Here is a 14,869-nt window from a genome sequence, read left to right on the forward strand (position 1 = left end):
TCGGTAGGGTGGAGCGCTTTGCGGGCGGCGCGGTGCACGGCGTGCGCTGTCAGTCGTCCGCCCGCGTGCAGTCTGTGGCGGCTGCCGCCTACAGGGGCGCGGGGCCGCGCAGCAGACAATACGCGCCGGACACGACTTCGAGAAGCGATGCAAGGGGACAACGCCATGGGCAACAGCGGGCCGCAGGAGCCGACCGATTCCAGGCCGGCCAGGGATGCGGGGGCGGCGCGCGGCGCCACCGCTTCGGGCTATCCGCCGCAGCGCACCGTGCACACCGCCACGGCCTTGGACGCCACGGTGCCCAGCCTGCGGTTCATGATCGGCCTGGTGATCGCGGCGCTGGTGGTCGCGGGCCTGTATTTCGGCCGTACGCTGCTGGTGCCGCTGGCATTGGCGTTCCTGCTGAGCTTCGTGCTGGAGCCGCTGGTGGCGCAGCTCAAGCGCATGGGCCTGCCGCGCCTGCCCTCGGTCATCGCGGTGGTGATGGCCATGCTGATGGTGCTGGGCGTGGGGGCGCTGTTCGTGGGTAACGAGGCGCGCGAGCTGAGCGCGCAGCTGCCCTCCTACCAAAGCACCATCCGCAAGAAGCTGCGCAGCCTGCGCCAGGAGTTGCGCGCGCCCGGCATGTTCGATGGCGCCAAGCGCACCTTCGACATCGTGCAGCGCGAGGTGGAGGCGGCCGCTCCCGCCTTGTCGGGTGCCGCGCGCGCGCCGGCGGTGCAAAAGGTGCAGGTGCAGCCGCCCGTGCTGTCGCCCGCCAACCAGCTCATGGCCGCGCTCTCGGCGGTCAGTGGGCCGCTCACCCAGGCGGGCCTGGTGCTGGTGTTCGTGATCTTCATCCTGCTGGACCGTGTAGACCTGCGCGACCGCCTGCTGCGCCTGTGGGGGGGCAATCTGCACCGCGCCACCGATGCCATGGACGAGGCGGGCGACCGCATCACGCGCTACCTGACCATGCAGTTGCTGGTCAACGTGACCTACGGCATTCCCATGGCGGCGGGCCTGTGGCTCATCGGCGTGCCCGGTGCCGTGCTGTGGGGGTCGCTGGCCGCGGTGATGCGCTTCGTGCCCTACCTGGGGCCGTTCATTGCCGCGGCGTTTCCGCTCACCCTCGCTTTCGCGGTGGACCCGGGCTGGGACCTGGTGCTGTGGACGATCGGCCTCATCGTGCTGCTGGAACTGGTGAGCAACAACGTCATCGAGCCCTGGCTGTATGGGTCCAGCACCGGGCTGTCGGCGCTGTCGCTCATCGTGGCGGCCACCTTCTGGGCGGCGCTGTGGGGGCCGGTGGGGCTCATCATGTCCACGCCGCTCACCGTGTGCCTGCTGGTGATCGGCCGGTATCTGCCGCAGTTGGCCTTCCTGGAGGTGCTGCTGGGCAGCCGGCCGGTGCTGGACGAGCCCACGCGCATCTACCAGCGACTGCTGGCGGGCGACGCGGCGGAGGCCATCGAGTTGAGCACCACCCGCATCGAGGCCCTGAAGGGCGCCGTGCCCGCTTTCTACGGCCAGGTGGGCGTGCCCGTGCTGCGCATGGCCGTGGGCGACCATGCGCAGGTGGCCACGCCCGAGCACCGCCTGCGCCTGGTCGAAGGCATGGACGCGCTGCTGGACGAGCTGGAGGAGCAGTACCCGGTGCCCGACGCCGCTGCGCAGGAGCCGGTGGTGTGCCTGGGCGGCAAGTGGGAGGTGGATCTGTTCGCGGCGCGCATGCTGGCGCATGCGCTGTCGCTGCAGCATTGCCCGGCGCTGGCGCGCGTGGAGGGCGCCATGAGCGCCGAACATCTGGATGGCCTGGACCTGGACGCCGTGCGCGTGGTCTGCGTGGTGTGGCTCGCGCCCGAGCCCACCGCCGCCGCGCGGCACCTGTGCCGCAGGCTCAAGCGCCGCTGGCCGCATGTGCACATCGTGCTGGCGCTGTGGGGTGGGGTGCAGTCCCAGCCGCAGGACGAGCTGAGTGCCCAACTGGGCGCCGACGCGCTGGCGCTGTCGCTGGAGGAAACCCTGGCCCAGGTGGCGCAGCTGCAGGGCGCCAGCGTGGAAGGCGCCTACACCCCCGCGCCCATTCCCGCGCACGACGAGGCGCGCCTGCGCGCCCTGCAGGCCAGCGGCGTGCTGGACAGCCCCGCGCTGCAGCAGCTGTGCCAGCACACGGCCCAGCGCGCGGCCGACATCTTCGACGTACCGTTGGCGATGGTGTCGCTGGTGGATCGCGAGCGGCAGGTCACGCTGTGTGCGCACGGCCCGTTGTCGGCCGGCGGGGGGCAGGCCTGCTCGGCGGGCCAGGGCCTGCCGCGCGGCCTGTCGCTGTGCGGGCATGTGGTGGCGCGGCAGCGGTCGCTGGTGGTGCTCGACATTGCGCGGGATGCGCGCTTTGCCGGCAATCCGGCGCTGCGCGAGCAGGGTCTGCGCTTTTACGCGGGCGTTCCGCTGCGCGACGCGGCGGGCCATGCGCTGGGCACGCTGTGCCTGATGGACACCGCGCCGCGCGCGTTCGATGAGCGGGAAAAGCGGTTGCTGCAGGCCATGGCCAATGACCTCATGGCCGGCTGGCGCGACGCCCAGGCCGCGGGCGGCCCGGCGCTACCCGCGGGCCAGGCCGCGCCATCGGCCACGGTGGGTCAGGTGGTGCCGCAGTAGCCGACGTTGTCCGAAATCGTCCGAAATGGTCTGAAGTAGGAGCGACCGGCGCGGCCAGGGCCGGGGCAGGCCCTGTCTCCAGCGCGTTACTTGGTGCCGAAGATGCGGTCGCCCGCATCGCCCAGGCCGGGCAGTATGTAACCGTGGTCGTTGAGTTCGCGGTCGATAGCGGCGGTGTAGATGGGCACGTCGGGGTGGGCCTTTTGCAGCGTGGCCACGCCCTCGGGTGCAGCCAGCAGGCACACGAACTTGATCGAGCGCGGCTGCAGTTGCTTGAGGCGCGCGACGGCCGCGGCGGCGGAATTGCCGGTGGCCAGCATCGGGTCCACGACGATGATGTCGCGCTCGGCCATCTCCGAGGGCATCTTGAAGTAGTACTCGACCGGCTGCAGCGTGTCCGGGTCGCGGTACAGGCCGATGTGGCCGATGCGCGCGCCCGGCACCACGTTGAGCATGCCGTCCAGGAAGCCGTTGCCCGCGCGCAGGATGGACACGAGCACGAGCTTCTTGCCGTCGATGACCTTGCCGGTCATGGTCTCCAGCGGGGTTTCGATCTGGATGTCCTGCAGCGGCATGTCGCGCGTGACTTCGTAAGCCATCAGGGTGGACAGCTCGCCCAGCAGGCGGCGGAAGCTGTTGGTGCTGGCGTCCTTCTTGCGCATCAGGGTCAGCTTGTGCTGTACCAGGGGGTGGTCGATGACGTGGACGTTGCTCATGGGCTGGTGCCTCTTATTGGGATAGAAAAAATGATCGGAGCCGGAATTTTGCACTCTGGCGCCAAGCCCCTGCGCGCGGGCAGCGCCGACGCACCGCCGGCCAGAGGCCCATCCGCCTCAGGTCAATCTGCCGACGCCGCGGTCAGCAGTTGCGCGTAGCGGGTCATGTCCACGTTGCCGCCGCTGATGACGACGCCCACGCGCTTGCCCCGCAGCCGCACGCCGCCATGGCACGCGCCCGCCAGTCCCAGCGCGCCCGTGGGCTCGACCACGATCTTCATGCGTTCGGCAAAGAAGTGCATCGCGCTCATGAGCTGCGCATCGGTGGCGGTCACGATGTCAGAAACGCCGGCGTGAATGAGGGGGAAGGTGAGCGCGCCCAGTGCCTGCGTCTGTGCACCGTCGGCAATCGTCTGCGGTGTGTCGATGCGCACCACGTGGCCTGCGTTGAGGGACTGCTGTCCGTCGTTGCCGGTCTCGGGCTCCACGCCGACCACCTTGCACTGCGGCGCCAGTTCGCGGGCTGCCAGCAGGCAGCCCGACAGCAGGCCGCCGCCGCCCAGCGGCACGAACAGGTAGTCCAGGTGCGGCACGTCCTCGAACAGCTCCTTGGCCACCGTGCCCTGGCCGGCGATCACGTGGGCGTGGTCGAAGGGCGGAATCAGCGTCATGCCGCGCTCGGTGGCCAGGCGGCGGCTGATGGCCTCGCGGTCTTCGGTGAAGCGGTTGTAGGTGACCACCTCGGCGCCGTAGCCGCGCGTGGCGGCTATCTTTGCAAGCGGCGCATCCTCCGGCATGACGATGACTGCGGGAATCTCCAGCAGCCGCGCCGACAGCGCGATGGCCTGCGCATGGTTGCCCGACGAGAACGCGATCACTCCGCGCTGGCGCTGCGCCTCGCTGAACTGCACCAGTGCGTTGAACGCGCCGCGGAACTTGAACGCGCCCATGCGCTGCAGGTTTTCGCACTTGAAGAACACCTGCGCTCCGAGCAGCGCATCCAACGTGCTGGAACTCAGCACCGGCGTGCGGTGTGCCATGCCCTTGAGGCGATGGGCCGCTTCGGCAACGTCGTCGTAGGTGGGCAGCGGAGGGCGCGGCAGGTGCATGGCTGTGGGCGAACGCTGGTGAATGGAAACGCGGCGCGGTGCCGCGCCGCAGGCGGGTTGCCGCATCATAGCCCGACACCCGGCGGTATATGCCTCGATTGGCCTGCAACGCCCTTGCAGCAAGCGCACCCAGCTATCAACTTTGAAACCGGGGCCGCGCGGCGCGTGCGTCAGCCGAGTTCGCTGAAGCGCTTGAGCGGCGCCAGCGCCGGGAAGTCGCCCGCGCGCTTGGCCTGCATGGCGGAGACGGCCTCGCCCACGTGGCGGTTGCTCCAGATGGCGCCCTGCAGCCAGCCCATCTGGCGCAGGCTGTCGTGCACGCCGTGGTCGCGCGCATAGCGCACGGCCTGCTTGGTGCCCCAGACGGCCACCGGCGGCTTGGTGGCAATCTCGTTCGCGCAGGCCAGGGCGCCGGCCACCAGCGTTTCGTGCGAGTCGAACAGCTGCGTGACCAGTCCGCATTCCAGCGCGCGCTCGGCCGGCAGGCGGCGGCCGGTGTAGGCCAGCTCGTTCAGCAGGCCCAGCGGCATGAGCTTGGGCAGGCGCTGCAGGCTGCCCACGTCGGCCACCATGCCGATGTTGATCTCCTGGATGCAGAAGAAGGCATCGCGCGTGGCATAGCGGATGCAGGCGGCCGCCACCATGTCCAGCGCGCCACCGATGCAGCCGCCGTGGATGGCCGCGATCACGGGGATGCGCAGCTCTTCGATGCGCGTGAAGGTGGCCTGCATGTCCGTCAGCTGGTCGAACACGGCGGCGCGCCCCTCGGGGCTGCGGTCGTCCAGCGTGATCGCGCCGCCGAAGGTCTCCAGCGCCATGCCCGCGCTGAAGTGCTTGCCCGTGCTGCTGATGACCAGCGCGCGCGCCTCGCCGCCGCGGTGCAGGTTGGCCAGCACGGTGTCCAGCTCGCGCCAGAACTGCGGGTGCATGGTGTTCATGGCCTCGGGGCGGTTCAGCACCAAGTGGGCCACATGGTCGGTGACGGTGAGGGTGAAGCAGGTGAGGGTGTTCATGGCGCGACTGTAGGAGTGGCCGGCGGGCCGGGGCGTCGCTTGCGCGACGGTGCGGCGGTCATCGGGTGCAGAGCGAAATCGGCCTGCAGCGCTTGTAGGGCAAGCGCGGGCAGCTATTTGATGCATAGCAAAGAAGCGCCATCTCGCGCGGCGCCACCGGCAGGCGCCCCTCTGTCGCGGTCCAGCCGGTCTGGCGGCGAGGTATACACTTTGCCGCTGCGGCGCAGGCCGCATTTTTTGTTGGCTCCAAGCAAAGGATTCGCAGCCATGGGCGCGCAATGGAAGGCAAAGGGCAAGGCGCTGGTCGCCGATGCCAAGGGCAGGCTTTTTGGGAAGCTGGTCAAGGAAATCATCGTCGCCGCGCGCGCGGGGGCCGACCCTGCCGGCAATTCGCGCCTGCGCCTGGCCATCGAGGCGGCGCGCAAGGCGTCCATGCCCAAGGACACGCTGGAGCGTGCCATCAAGAAGGGTTCGGGCGTGGCGGGCGACGCGGTGAACTACGAGCGCGTGATCTACGAGGGCTTTGCCCCGCACCAGGTGCCGGTGATGGTGGAATGCCTGACCGACAACGTGAACCGCACGGCGCCCGAGATGCGCGTGTGCTTTCGCAAGGGGCAGATGAGTGCCGTGGCCTGGGACTTCGACCACGTGGGCATGATCGAGGGCGAGCCCGAGCAAGCCGGCGCCGATGCGGAACTGGCCGCCATCGAGGCCGGTGCCCAGGACTTCGAGCCCGGCGAGGAAGAAGGTCAGACCCTGTTCCTGACCGACCCTTCGGATCTGGACGCGGTGGCCAAGGCATTGCCGGGCTTCGGCTTCAAGGTGCTGTCGGTCAAGCTGGGCTACAAGGCCAAGAACCCGGTGAGCATGGCCAGCCTTTCGCCCGAGGCGCAGGAGGAAGTGCAGGCCTTCCTGGCGGGCATCGAAAACAACGACGACGTGCAGAACGTGTTCGTGGGGCTCGTGGACTGATGCACGCGATGCACCGTGCCGCCAAGGCCCCCGTCCACCCACGAAAAAGCCGCTGAACAGCGGCTTTTTTTCATGGCGCCTCGGTGCTTGGTTAGCGGCGCACGGTGCCGGCGTCCTGGCCGAAGAGGATCTTCTTGGCTGCCTCGTCCACCGTGGGCGCGGTATTGATGGTCTGTGCCAGCGCGTAGGCGCGGCCGGTGGCGGGCCGCGCCTGGATGCGCTCGAACCAGGCCCGCAGGTGCGGGAAATCCGCCAGGTCCTGGCGTTGCCTCTCATGCGGCACGATCCAGGGGTAGCAGGCCATGTCGGCAATGGAATAGTCCCCTGCAATGTAGTCGCGCCCGTCGGCCAGGTGCTTGTCCAGCACACCGTACAGGCGCGCGGTTTCCTTCACGTAGCGTTCAATGGCGTAGGGCACCGGCTCAGGCGCGTACTGCGTGAAGTGGTGGTTCTGCCCGGCCATGGGCCCCAGGCCGCCCATCTGCCAGAACAGCCACTGCAGCGCCTCGTTGCGCCCGCGCAGGTCCTGCGGGATGAACCGGCCGGTCTTGTCGGCCAGGTACAGCAGGATGGCGCCGGACTCGAACACCGACAGCGGCGCGCCGCCATCCGCGGGCGCCTGGTCCACGATGGCGGGGATGCGGTTGTTGGGCGCGATGCGCAGAAAGTCCGGCGCGAACTGCTCGCCCCGGCCGATGTTCACCGGGTGCACGCGGTAGGGCAGGCCGCTTTCTTCCAGGAAGAGGGTGATCTTGTGGCCGTTGGGCGTGGTCCAGTAGTACAGGTCGATCATCGGATGCTCCTTAAATAATAGCTGTTAGCGCTTGATAGATGGGCGCTGGAGCTGAATTTGGCTTGGAACGCCTCAACGCTTCCTACCGCCGAAGATGCCGCCCAGCACGCCGCGCAGTATTTCCTTGCCCAGGCTGGTGCCCATGGTGCGTACGGCCGACTTGGCCATGGTCTGCACCAGGCCGTCGCGCTTGCCGCCGCGCGGCCCGGTGCTGCCGAACAGCACATCGTTCAGGCCGCCCATGAGGCCGCTGTCGCCCTGCGCCGTGCCGTTGCCGGGGGCGCTGGGGGCGGTGCTGGCAGCCTGCTCGGCGCGGCCGCGCAGCTTCTCGTAGGCAGATTCGCGGTCCACGGCCTGCTCGTAGGTGCCCGCGACGAGCGATCCGCCGATGAGTGCGCGGCGTTGCACGTCGGTGATGGGGCCGATCTGGCTGCCGGGCGGCAGCACGTACACGCGCTCGGTTTCGCTGGGGCGGCCCTTGGCGTCGAGGAAGCTCACCAGCGCCTCGCCCACGGCCAGCTCGGTGATGGCGGCCTCGATGTCCAGGCCCGCCTTGGGGCGCATGGTGGTGGCCGTGGCCTTCACGGCCTTCTGGTCGCGTGGGGTGAAGGCGCGCAGCGCGTGCTGCACGCGGTTGCCCAGCTGGGCCAGCACGCTGTCGGGGATGTCCAGCGGGTTCTGGGTGACGAAATACACGCCGACCCCTTTGGAACGCACCAGGCGCACCACCAGTTCGATACGCTCCACGAGCACCTTGGGCGCCTCGTTGAACAGCAGGTGGGCTTCGTCGAAGAAGAACACCAGCTTGGGCTTTTCGGGGTCGCCGATCTCGGGCAGTTGTTCGAACAGCTCCGACAGCATCCACAGAAGGAACGTGGCGTACAGGCGCGGCGAATTCATGAGCTTGTCGGCCGCCAGGATGTTGACCACGCCGCGCCCGTCCACGGTCTGCATGAAGTCCTGGATGTTGAGCATGGGCTCGCCAAAGAACTGGTCGCCGCCCTGCGTCTCGATCTGCAGCAGCCCGCGCTGGATGGCGCCCACGCTGGCCGTGGAGATGTTGCCGTACTCGGTGGTGAAGTCCTTGGCGTTGTCGCCCACGTAGGTGAGCATGGCGCGCAGGTCCTTCAGGTCCAGCAGCAGCAGGCCGTTGTCGTCCGCGATCTTGAACACCAAGTTCAGCACGCCCAGCTGTGTTTCGTTCAGGTTCAGCATGCGCCCCAGCAAGAGCGGCCCCATGTCCGAGATGGTGGCGCGCACGGGGTGGCCCTGCGTGCCGAACACGTCCCACAGCGTGGTGGGGCAGGCCGTGGGCTCGGGCGCGGCCAAGCCGCGGTCGGCCAGCGTCTTGCCCAGCTTCTCGCCAATGCTGCCCTTCTGGCTGATGCCGGTGAGATCGCCCTTCACGTCGGCCATGAACACCGGCACGCCGATGCGCGAGAACTGCTCGGCCAGCGTTTGCAGCGTCACGGTCTTGCCGGTGCCGGTGGCGCCGGTGATCAGGCCGTGCCGGTTGGCCAGGCCCGGCAGCAGGTGGCATTGCGTGGAATCACGCTGTGCAATCAGGAGAGGTTCGGACATGGCGGTAGTGATGGGGTGAGTCAAAAGTAAAATCGCGGCCGCAAGATTAAATCAATCAAAGGACGCTGCAGTGGCAGGACACAGTAAATGGGCCAACATCCAGCACCGCAAGGGGCGCCAGGATGAAAAGCGCGGAAAGATCTGGACCCGCATCATTCGTGAAATCACCGTCGCGGCGCGCACGGGCGGCGGCGACCCCTCGGCCAACCCGCGTCTGCGCCTGGCCATCGACAAGGCCAAGGCCGCCAACATGCCGGCCGACCGCATCAAGTACAACATCGACAAGGCCTCGGGCACGCTGGAAGGCGTGAGCTACGAGGAAATCCGCTACGAGGGCTACGGCATCGGCGGCGCCGCGATCATCGTGGACACCATGACCGACAACCGCGTGCGCACCGTGGCCGAAGTGCGCCACGCCTTCAGCAAGTACGGCGGCAACATGGGCACGGAAGGCTCCGTGGCCTTTCAGTTCAAGAACGTGGGCCAGATCATCTTCGCCCCCGGCACCAGCGAGGACAAGGTCATGGAAGTGGCCCTGGAGGCGGGCGCCGAGGACGTGATCACCGATGATGAGGGCGCCATCGAGGTGCTGACCGCGCCCGGCGATTTCGAGGCGGTGCGCGATGCGCTGGGGGCTGCGGGCCTTCAGCCGGAGGTGGCCGAGGTCACCATGCGCCCCGAGAACACCATCGCCCTGGAGGGCGACGATGTCGCGCGCATGCAAAAGCTCCTGGACATGATCGAAGACCTCGACGATGTGCAAGAGGTCTACCACAACGCAGAGCTCTAGGAACTTGAGCACCGACACCCTATGAAAATCCTAGTCATTGGCGGCGGCGGCCGGGAACACGCACTGGCCTGGAAGCTGAGCCAGTCCCCCAAGACCTCCAAGGTGTACGTGGCGCCCGGCAACGGCGGCACGGCGCTGTCGCCAAAGTATGAGAACGTGCCCATCAGCGACGTGACGGCCCTGCGCGAGTGGGCGCAGGCGCAGAAGATCGCGCTCACCGTGGTCGGCCCCGAGGCACCGCTGGCCGCTGGCGTGGTGGACGAGTTCCGTACCCACGGCCTGCGCATCTTCGGCCCCACGCAGGCTGCCGCGCAACTGGAAAGCTCCAAGGCCTTCTCCAAGGCTTTCATGAAGCGCCACGGCATCCCCACTGCCGAGTATGAGACCTTCACCGACCCGCAGGCCGCGCATGCCTACGTGGACCGTCTGGGCGCACCCATCGTCATCAAGGCCGACGGCCTGGCGGCGGGCAAGGGCGTAGTGGTAGCCATGACGCTGCAGGAGGCCCACGACGCCGTGGACTTCATGCTGGTGGACAACAAGTACGGCGTCGCCCACAACGAAGGCGGCGCCCGCGTGGTGATCGAGCAGTTCCTCGAAGGTGAGGAAGCCTCGTTCATCGTGCTGTGCGACGGCAAGAACGTTCTGGCGCTGGCCACCAGCCAGGACCACAAGCGCCTGAAGGATGGCGACCAAGGCCCCAACACCGGTGGCATGGGCGCGTATTCGCCTGCGCCGGTGGTCACGGCCGATGTGCATGCGCGCGCCATGCGCGAGGTGATCCTGCCCACCATCCGTGGCATGGAAAAAGACGGCATCCCCTACACGGGCTTTCTGTATGCCGGCCTGATGATCGACGCGACGGGCCATCCCAAAACGCTGGAGTTCAACTGCCGCATGGGCGACCCCGAGACACAGCCCATCCTCATGCGCCTCAAAAGCGACCTGGTGGAGGTGCTGGGGGCGGCCGTGGACGGCAAGCTCGACCAGGTGGAACTGCAGTGGGATCGCCGCACGGCGCTGGGCGTGGTGATGGCTGCCCAGGGCTATCCCGAGAACCCGCGCAAGGGCGATGCCATCACCGGCCTGCCGCAGGACGCGGACGACGCCATGGTCTTCCACGCCGGCACACAGCTCGTGGATGGCGTGGTGCGTACCAGTGGCGGGCGTGTGCTGTGCGTGACGGCGCTGGCCGACAGCGTCAAGCAGGCACAGCAGCGTGTGTATGACGTGGCGCGCGGCATTCACTTCGACGGCGCGCAGTACCGTCACGACATTGGCCACCGCGCGGTGAAGGCCAACGGATGACCACACAAAAACCCACCTTCAACACGGCGGACACCGTGGCTCGCGTGCGCGGCTATCTGGAGGGCCTGCAGGCGCGCATCACCAGCGCGCTGGAGGACATCGAGGGGCCGCAAAGCCACGGCGGGGCGCGCTTTCGGTCCGATGCCTGGCGGCGCGAAAGCGGGTCTGCACTGCAGGGCGACGGCATCACGCGCATCCTGGAAGGTGGGCGCGTGTTCGAGCGCGCGGGCTGCGGCTTCTCGCATGTGAGCGGGCCGCGTCTGCCGCCCTCGGCCACGCAGCACCGGCCGGAGCTGGCGGGTGCGCCGTTCGAGGCCATGGGCGTGTCGCTGGTGTTTCACCCGCGCAACCCCTATGTGCCCACGGTGCACATGAACGTGCGCATGATCGCAGCCGGCACAGGTGCGGCTGGCACAGGTGCGGCAGGTCAGGCAGGCCAGGGCCCCATCTGCTGGTTCGGCGGCGGCATGGACCTCACGCCGTACTACGGTTTCGACGACGATGCGGTGCACTTTCACCGTGCCTGCCGCGATGCGCTCGCGCCCTTCGGCGAAGGCCTGTACCCGCGCTTCAAGACCTGGTGCGACGAGTACTTCTACCTTAAACACCGCAATGAGCAGCGCGGCGTGGGCGGCATCTTCTTTGACGACTTCGCGGAGCTGGGCTTCGAGCAGAGCCTGGCCATGACGCAGAGCGTGGGCGATGCCTTCCTGGGCGCCTACCTGCCCATCGTGCAGCGGCGCATGCACATGGGCCATGGCGAGCGCGAACGCGAGTTCCAGCTCTACCGGCGTGGCCGCTATGTGGAGTTCAACCTGGTGTGGGACCGCGGCACGCACTTCGGCCTGCAGTCGGGCGGGCGCACGGAATCCATCCTGCTGTCCATGCCGCCGCTGGCGGCCTGGTCCTACCAGCGCGAGCCGCAGCCGGGTTCGCCCGAGGCGCTGTTGACCGAGCGCTTTCTTCAGCGCCGCGACTGGATCTGAGTGTGTGAGCGCGGGTAACTATAATTTCAATAGCTGCCTGCGCTTGACCATCAAGCGCCAGACCCGTTTTTGATATCTGAAACATGCCCTGACAACCGCTCCGCGCCCCCCTTGGCCGTGGCGGTGCTTGCAGGCTATATTGATTCCATTCCTTCACTGAAGACCACCTGATGACCACTTCCAGCAAATCGGAAACCGCCGCCAAGAAAGACGTCACCAAGCTCCAGCGCGCCATCGTCGATGGCCTGGAAGACGTCAAGGCGCAAGACATCCAGGTCTTCAACACCGAGCATCTCTCGCCGCTGTTCGAGCGCGTGGTCGTCGCCACCGGCAGCTCCAACCGCCAGACCAAGGCGCTGGCCGCCAGCGTGCGCGACGCCGTGCGCAAGGCCGGGTTCCCCAAGCCGCGCAGCGAGGGCGAGGACAACGGCGAATGGATCATCGTGGACTGCGGCCAGGCCGTGGTGCATGTCATGCAGCCCGCCATCCGCCAGTACTACCGGCTGGAGGAGATCTGGGGCGAGAAGCCCGTGCGCCTGAAGCTGGGCGCTGCCAAGCCGCGCAAGATCATGGCCTCGGAAGGCGACGACGAGGCGCCCGCGCGCAAGCCGGCTGCCAAGAAGGCAGCAGCCAAGCCCGCCACGAAGTCCGCAGCTGGCCAGAAGCCGGCCAAGGCGGCAGCTCCCGCAGCGGCCAAACCGGCAGCGAAATCCGCAGTGAAGCCCGCATCCAAGCCCGCTGGCAAGCTCGCGAGCAAGGCACAGAAGGCACCGGTCAAGGCCGCATCCCAACCCGCAGCGAAGAAGAGCACGGCAAAGCCCGTGGCGGAGAAGAAGCCAGCTGTCAAGAACGCGGTGAAGACCGTCGTGGTGAACAAGCCTGTGGCCAAGAAGGCGCCCGCCAAGGCCGCCGCTACCACCACGGCACGCAAGCCGGCCGCCAAATCCACCGGCAAGGCTGTCGCGAAGAAGGCCCCCGCACGCAAGAAGGCCTGAGCCTTGCGCTGACCCATGAAGCTGCTGATCGTGGCCGTGGGCCAGCGGGTTCCCGACTGGGCGCAGACGGCCTATGACGACTATGCCAAGCGATTCCCGCCCGAGCTGAAGGTCGAGCTCAAGGCCGTCAAGACCGAGCCGCGCGGCTCCAAGACGCTGGAGACGCTCTATGCTGCCGAGCGCGAGCGTATCGAAGCGGCCATCCCGCGTGGCACCCGTGTGGTGGTGCTGGACGAGCGCGGCACGGGCCTCACCACCAAGGCCCTGGCCCAGCGGCTGAAGGACTGGCAGCTCGGGGGGGACGACGTGGCCCTGGTCATCGGCGGCCCCGACGGCCTAGACCCGGCCTTTCGCCAGGCGGCGCACGAGCGCATCCGCCTGTCCGACCTGACCCTGCCGCATGCCATGGTGCGCGTGTTGCTCATCGAGCAGCTCTACCGTGCCTGGTCGGTGAATGCCGGGCACCCGTACCATCGCGAATAACTTCAGATTTGATAGCTGCTCGCGCTTTCTGGTCGGGCGCTGGAGGCCCATTTGACTCAAGAACACCGCTTCATCTACTTGGCCTCTCAGAGCCCGCGGCGCCGCCAGTTGCTGGAGCAGTTGGGGGTGTGCCATGAGCTGCTGCTGCCCAACGCGGCGGGGGACGAGGCCGAGGATGCCGAGGCCATTGAAGCCGTGCTGCCTGGTGAGGCGCCCACGACCTATGTCGAGCGGGTGACGGGGCTCAAGCTGGACGCTGCCGTGGCGCGCCATGCGCGGCGCGGGCTGTCGCCAGCGCCCATTCTGTGCTCCGACACCACCGTGGCCCTGGGTCGCACCATCTACGGCAAGCCCGAGGATGCGCACGACGCGGTGCGTATGTTGGGGGAGTTGGCGGGGCATGAACACCGCGTATTGACGGCCGTCGCGCTGCAGGTGGGTCCCCGACGCCTCACGGCGCTGTCAGTCTCGCGCGTGCGCTTTGTGCCCATGTCGCGGGCGCAGATCGAGGACTACGTGGCTACGGGCGAGCCGCTGGGCAAGGCGGGCGCCTATGCGATCCAGGGGCGCGCCGCCGCCTATGTGGAGCACCTGTCGGGCAGTTACTCCGGCATCATGGGCCTGCCCATGTATGAGACGGCGCGCCTGCTGCGCGCGGCGGGCGTGCTGGCCGTCTAGGCGCAGCCTGTCAGGCCCGGAGCCTGGTTACATCGGGTATTTGGCCAGGCGCGCCGTATCCGGGATGTGGATGTCGCGCTTGTCGATGTGGATCAGGCCGGCGGCCTCTAGGTCGTGCAGTACGCGAGAGAAATACTCGGGCGTGATCGACAGCCGCGAAGCGATGGTGGCCTTGCTCACCGGCAGCGAGATGCTGCGCGCGCTGGCTGGCGGCGCGGGAGCAACGGACTGCAGTGCCGCGCGGGCCGGGCATTGCGGAGGCACAGGTGCGGCAGGGGGATGAGGCGCGTCCTCGGGCAGGGCGTGCAGCAGGTAGCCGATCACGCGCTGCGCGCCGTTGTGCAGCGTATAGGTCTGCACGTCATGCACCAGGCCGTGCAGTCGGCGCGAGATGCCGGCGAGCATGCGCATGGCAAAGCGCGGCTCGTTCTCGATCTCGCGCACCACGGCCGCCTTGCCTACAGAGAGCAGCAGGGTATCGGTCAGGGCCTGGGCGTTCACGATATAGGGACGATCAGTAAACATCAGCGCCTCGGCGAAGCTGATGCCGGGGCCGGCAAGCTCGATCACCTTCTCCTGCCCCGCTGGCGACAGTGCAAACAGCTTCACCTGCCCCATTACGGTGACGTGGAATTCCTCGCAGGGCATGCCAACGCTGAACACCATCTCGCCGCGCGCATAGCGGCGTAGCCGGCAACCCGTGCCCAGGCGTTCCAGCTCCTGGGGTGCCATTTCCTGGAACAGGGGCAGCGCCGCAAGGTAGCGCGGTATGTCGAAGTGCGCGATGTCCATGTGCGCATTACAG

Annotated in this window: 14 protein-coding genes; 8 read left to right on the forward strand and 6 right to left on the reverse strand. The window is 67.9% G+C overall.

Annotation, left to right across the window (positions count from 1 at the left end):
• The first annotated feature begins 147 nt into the window (after positions 1 to 147).
• The gene (locus tag PCQ86_RS10285) at positions 148 to 2,640 is read left to right on the forward strand and encodes an AI-2E family transporter (RefSeq protein WP_270173645.1); all 2,493 of its coding nucleotides are present in this window, start codon (positions 148 to 150) and stop codon (positions 2,638 to 2,640) included.
• A gap of 86 nt (positions 2,641 to 2,726) precedes the next feature.
• Here PCQ86_RS10285 and upp read toward each other — a convergent pair whose 3' ends face one another.
• The 3 genes from upp to PCQ86_RS10300 form a co-directional block, all read right to left on the reverse strand.
• A complete protein-coding gene (gene upp, locus PCQ86_RS10290; RefSeq protein ID WP_015913242.1) occupies positions 2,727 to 3,356 on the reverse strand; it encodes a uracil phosphoribosyltransferase in 630 nt (209 codons plus the stop codon).
• A gap of 122 nt (positions 3,357 to 3,478) precedes the next feature.
• Positions 3,479 to 4,465 (reverse strand): threo-3-hydroxy-L-aspartate ammonia-lyase, encoded by a 987-nt coding sequence (locus PCQ86_RS10295; protein ID WP_047351211.1) that lies wholly within the window; start codon positions 4,463 to 4,465, stop codon positions 3,479 to 3,481.
• A 170-nt stretch (positions 4,466 to 4,635) separates the two neighbouring features.
• Positions 4,636 to 5,478 carry an enoyl-CoA hydratase-related protein gene (locus PCQ86_RS10300; protein ID WP_103738259.1) on the reverse strand — a complete coding sequence of 281 codons (843 nt, stop codon included), beginning with the start codon at positions 5,476 to 5,478 and terminating at the stop codon, positions 4,636 to 4,638.
• A gap of 267 nt (positions 5,479 to 5,745) precedes the next feature.
• Between PCQ86_RS10300 and PCQ86_RS10305 the strand changes: the two genes are divergently transcribed.
• The gene (locus tag PCQ86_RS10305; RefSeq protein ID WP_270173646.1) at positions 5,746 to 6,450 is read left to right on the forward strand and encodes a YebC/PmpR family DNA-binding transcriptional regulator; all 705 of its coding nucleotides are present in this window, start codon (positions 5,746 to 5,748) and stop codon (positions 6,448 to 6,450) included.
• A gap of 91 nt (positions 6,451 to 6,541) precedes the next feature.
• Here the strand turns inward: PCQ86_RS10305 and PCQ86_RS10310 are convergent, their stop codons facing one another.
• Both PCQ86_RS10310 and PCQ86_RS10315 read right to left on the reverse strand, forming a co-directional pair.
• On the reverse strand, positions 6,542 to 7,243 hold the full coding sequence (locus PCQ86_RS10310) for a glutathione binding-like protein (RefSeq protein WP_270173647.1): 702 nt from the start codon (positions 7,241 to 7,243) through the stop codon (positions 6,542 to 6,544).
• 72 nt (positions 7,244 to 7,315) lie between these two features.
• Entirely contained in the window at positions 7,316 to 8,824 is a 1,509-nt protein-coding gene (locus PCQ86_RS10315; RefSeq protein WP_270173648.1) for a helicase HerA-like C-terminal domain-containing protein, read from the reverse strand.
• Between the two features lie 70 nt (positions 8,825 to 8,894).
• On the opposite strand from PCQ86_RS10315, the gene PCQ86_RS10320 reads away from it, so the two are divergent.
• The 6 genes from PCQ86_RS10320 to PCQ86_RS10345 all read left to right on the forward strand — a co-directional run bounded on the left by PCQ86_RS10320 (position 8,895) and on the right by PCQ86_RS10345 (position 14,064).
• The gene (locus PCQ86_RS10320) at positions 8,895 to 9,614 is read left to right on the forward strand and encodes a YebC/PmpR family DNA-binding transcriptional regulator (RefSeq protein ID WP_011805149.1); all 720 of its coding nucleotides are present in this window, start codon (positions 8,895 to 8,897) and stop codon (positions 9,612 to 9,614) included.
• 21 nt (positions 9,615 to 9,635) lie between these two features.
• Positions 9,636 to 10,922, forward strand: a complete 1,287-nt coding sequence (purD, locus tag PCQ86_RS10325; protein WP_011805150.1) for a phosphoribosylamine--glycine ligase — start codon at positions 9,636 to 9,638, stop codon at positions 10,920 to 10,922.
• Positions 10,919 to 11,908 (forward strand): oxygen-dependent coproporphyrinogen oxidase, encoded by a 990-nt coding sequence (gene hemF / locus PCQ86_RS10330; protein ID WP_270173649.1) that lies wholly within the window; start codon positions 10,919 to 10,921, stop codon positions 11,906 to 11,908. The genes purD and hemF overlap by 4 nt, the downstream gene beginning before the upstream one ends.
• A gap of 170 nt (positions 11,909 to 12,078) precedes the next feature.
• Positions 12,079 to 12,903 carry a ribosome silencing factor gene (gene rsfS / locus PCQ86_RS10335; RefSeq protein WP_270173650.1) on the forward strand — a complete coding sequence of 275 codons (825 nt, stop codon included), beginning with the start codon at positions 12,079 to 12,081 and terminating at the stop codon, positions 12,901 to 12,903.
• Positions 12,904 to 12,918: 15 nt separating this feature from the next.
• A complete protein-coding gene (gene rlmH / locus PCQ86_RS10340) occupies positions 12,919 to 13,386 on the forward strand; it encodes a 23S rRNA (pseudouridine(1915)-N(3))-methyltransferase RlmH (RefSeq protein WP_011805153.1) in 468 nt (155 codons plus the stop codon).
• Positions 13,387 to 13,437: 51 nt separating this feature from the next.
• The gene (locus PCQ86_RS10345) at positions 13,438 to 14,064 is read left to right on the forward strand and encodes a Maf family protein (protein WP_270173651.1); all 627 of its coding nucleotides are present in this window, start codon (positions 13,438 to 13,440) and stop codon (positions 14,062 to 14,064) included.
• A 27-nt stretch (positions 14,065 to 14,091) separates the two neighbouring features.
• Here the strand turns inward: PCQ86_RS10345 and PCQ86_RS10350 are convergent, their stop codons facing one another.
• Positions 14,092 to 14,856 carry a Crp/Fnr family transcriptional regulator gene (locus PCQ86_RS10350; RefSeq protein WP_123675788.1) on the reverse strand — a complete coding sequence of 255 codons (765 nt, stop codon included), beginning with the start codon at positions 14,854 to 14,856 and terminating at the stop codon, positions 14,092 to 14,094.
• Positions 14,857 to 14,869 lie beyond the last annotated feature (13 nt).

Origin of the sequence: Diaphorobacter sp. ED-3 (assembly GCF_027625375.1) — a bacterium.
GTDB classification, from domain to species: Bacteria; Pseudomonadota; Gammaproteobacteria; order Burkholderiales; family Burkholderiaceae_C; genus Diaphorobacter; species Diaphorobacter nitroreducens.

Excerpts from the sequence above, each read along its gene's own strand:
- PCQ86_RS10285 (WP_270173645.1), top strand. The coding sequence starts at position 148 with ATGCAAGGGGACAACGCCATGGGCAACAGCGGGCCGCAGGAGCCGACC.
- upp (WP_015913242.1), bottom strand. The coding sequence starts at position 3,356 with ATGAGCAACGTCCACGTCATCGACCACCCCCTGGTACAGCACAAGCTG.
- PCQ86_RS10295 (WP_047351211.1), bottom strand. The coding sequence starts at position 4,465 with ATGCACCTGCCGCGCCCTCCGCTGCCCACCTACGACGACGTTGCCGAA.
- PCQ86_RS10300 (WP_103738259.1), bottom strand. The coding sequence starts at position 5,478 with ATGAACACCCTCACCTGCTTCACCCTCACCGTCACCGACCATGTGGCC.
- PCQ86_RS10305 (WP_270173646.1), top strand. The coding sequence starts at position 5,746 with ATGGGCGCGCAATGGAAGGCAAAGGGCAAGGCGCTGGTCGCCGATGCC.
- PCQ86_RS10310 (WP_270173647.1), bottom strand. The coding sequence starts at position 7,243 with ATGATCGACCTGTACTACTGGACCACGCCCAACGGCCACAAGATCACC.
- PCQ86_RS10315 (WP_270173648.1), bottom strand. The coding sequence starts at position 8,824 with ATGTCCGAACCTCTCCTGATTGCACAGCGTGATTCCACGCAATGCCAC.
- purD (WP_011805150.1), top strand. The coding sequence starts at position 9,636 with ATGAAAATCCTAGTCATTGGCGGCGGCGGCCGGGAACACGCACTGGCC.
- hemF (WP_270173649.1), top strand. The coding sequence starts at position 10,919 with ATGACCACACAAAAACCCACCTTCAACACGGCGGACACCGTGGCTCGC.
- rsfS (WP_270173650.1), top strand. The coding sequence starts at position 12,079 with ATGACCACTTCCAGCAAATCGGAAACCGCCGCCAAGAAAGACGTCACC.
- rlmH (WP_011805153.1), top strand. The coding sequence starts at position 12,919 with ATGAAGCTGCTGATCGTGGCCGTGGGCCAGCGGGTTCCCGACTGGGCG.
- PCQ86_RS10350 (WP_123675788.1), bottom strand. The coding sequence starts at position 14,856 with ATGGACATCGCGCACTTCGACATACCGCGCTACCTTGCGGCGCTGCCC.